Annotated in this window: 3 protein-coding genes; all 3 read left to right on the top strand. The window is 53.1% G+C overall.

Features of this window, described 5'->3' with window-relative positions; genetic code table 11:
- The first annotated feature begins 124 nt into the window (after nucleotides 1-124).
- From ACO6BQ_RS12535 to ACO6BQ_RS12525, 3 genes are read left to right on the top strand one after another with little or no spacing between them, the layout of a single operon-like run.
- Nucleotides 125-451 carry a YbaB/EbfC family nucleoid-associated protein gene (locus tag ACO6BQ_RS12535; RefSeq protein ID WP_489121479.1) on the top strand — a complete coding sequence of 109 codons (327 nt, stop codon included), beginning with the start codon at nucleotides 125-127 and terminating at the stop codon, nucleotides 449-451.
- A complete protein-coding gene (gene recR, locus ACO6BQ_RS12530; protein WP_489121475.1) occupies nucleotides 451-1,047 on the top strand; it encodes a recombination mediator RecR in 597 nt (198 codons plus the stop codon). The genes ACO6BQ_RS12535 and recR overlap by 1 nt, the downstream gene beginning before the upstream one ends.
- 1 nt (nucleotide 1,048) lies before the next feature.
- A complete protein-coding gene (locus ACO6BQ_RS12525; protein WP_488786924.1) occupies nucleotides 1,049-1,288 on the top strand; it encodes a pro-sigmaK processing inhibitor BofA family protein in 240 nt (79 codons plus the stop codon).
- Nucleotides 1,289-1,802: the final 514 nt, after the last annotated feature.

Below are 1,802 nucleotides of genomic sequence, written 5' to 3'. Positions count from 1 at the left end.
GTTCGGACGAAAAAATCTACGCCAATCTGACAGACTTCATTTTATCAGCGATTCCCTAGGGGGCGCTTAGGAGCAACACATAGCTTTTGGCTTCTATCTTGCTAAATATAAAAGGAGAGTTACTATGTTCAATGGCGGCGGCAATATGGCCGGTATGATGAAAAAAGTCCAGAAGATGCAGAATGAGATGAAGAAGATGCAGGACGAGCTCAAGCGCAAGACCGTCGAGGTCTCCTCCGGCGGCGGTGCGGTGAAGATCGTCATGGACGGTGAGAAGCAGGTGCAGAGCCTCGTCATTGCTCCTGTAGCAGTTGACCCCGAGGACATCGAAATGCTGCAGGATCTCATCTCGGCGGCATTTAATGAAGCAACTAAGAAGGTTGACGAGATGATGGCGCAGGAGATGGGCAAACTCACGAGCGGTTTGGGGCTTCCGCCGGGACTTCTCTGATGCACACAATCGCACCGCTCACGCAGCTGATGGAGCAGTTTCGTGCGCTGCCCGGCATCGGGGCAAAGACAGCGGCACGCCTCGCCTACCATGTTCTGGACATGGACATGGAACGGGCGCACCGTCTTGCCTCTGCCATCATCGAGGCGAAGGAGAAGATCGGATTCTGCTCCACCTGCTTCAACCTCACGGACAGCGACCCGTGCGCCATCTGCATGGCAGACAAGCGCGACCACACGACGATCTGCGTCGTCGAGCAGCCGCCCGATGTCGCGGCGATGGAGCGCATGAATGATTTTAACGGCGTTTATCACGTCCTGCATGGCGCACTCTCGCCGATCGAGGGCGTGGGGCCGAACGATATTCGCATCCGCGAACTTGTCACGCGCGTCGGCACGTCCAACGTACAGGAGGTCATTGTTGCGACCAATCCGAACGTCGAGGGCGAGGCGACTGCCATGTATATTGCAAAACTGCTCAAACCGATGGGCGTGCGGGTCACACGCATCGCGCACGGACTTCCCGTCGGCGGCGACCTCGAGTATGCGGATGAGGTGACCCTTTCGCGCGCTATGGAAAACAGGAGGGAAATCTAGTTTGGACATTATTGCGGGCATTGCCGTTGGCATCGTTGTATTCGCGATTCTCGGGAAACTGATTGCACTGCCGTTTCGCATCCTGTGGAAACTCATCACGAACAGCATCGTCGGTGCCATCATCCTGTGGGTCATCAACCTCTTTGGCGTCGGCATTGAGATTACCTTTCTCAAGGCACTCATCGTCGGTATTCTTGGCATCCCCGGCGTTATTCTCGTGCTGCTCGCGCATATGATGTGAGCACTCACACAAAAAGTTGAGAAAAAGTTGAAAAAGGGGGTTGACGAAGGTCAATCACCTGTGTTATATTATGACAGTCGCGCCGATGAGGAACACACGGAACGAAAGCAAGCCGTAAGCCTCTGAAACGCGCAGGATGTACCCTGAAAACTACACAATGCAAAACATGTTAGAACTAAGGAAGCACTGATAAATTCAGCACCGCCATCTTGGAGCATCCTTTTCGCCCTGCCTGTGTCAACAAATCCTCCACATAGCACAACGGCTATGCGTCCGGTTTGTTTCCTTGGCAGGACAAAAATTCTGCGCCAATCTGACGGACTTCATTTTATCAGCGATTCCTACAACTAACAAGCCAGATGCAACATCGTTGTGAAGGATAAAATCCTTCGGTCAACGAACACAATTCTTTTACAAGAATGACATAATGAGCCAACAGGCTCTCGTATAGGGGCAACCCTTTAGCGGAGAGTTTGATCCTGGCTCAGGACGAACGCTGGCGGCGTGCTTAACA

This window comes from Centipeda sp. (in: firmicutes), assembly GCF_057271695.1.
The sequence above is the reverse complement of the archived record's forward strand: the minus strand, read 5'-3'. Positions and strand labels throughout refer to the sequence as shown.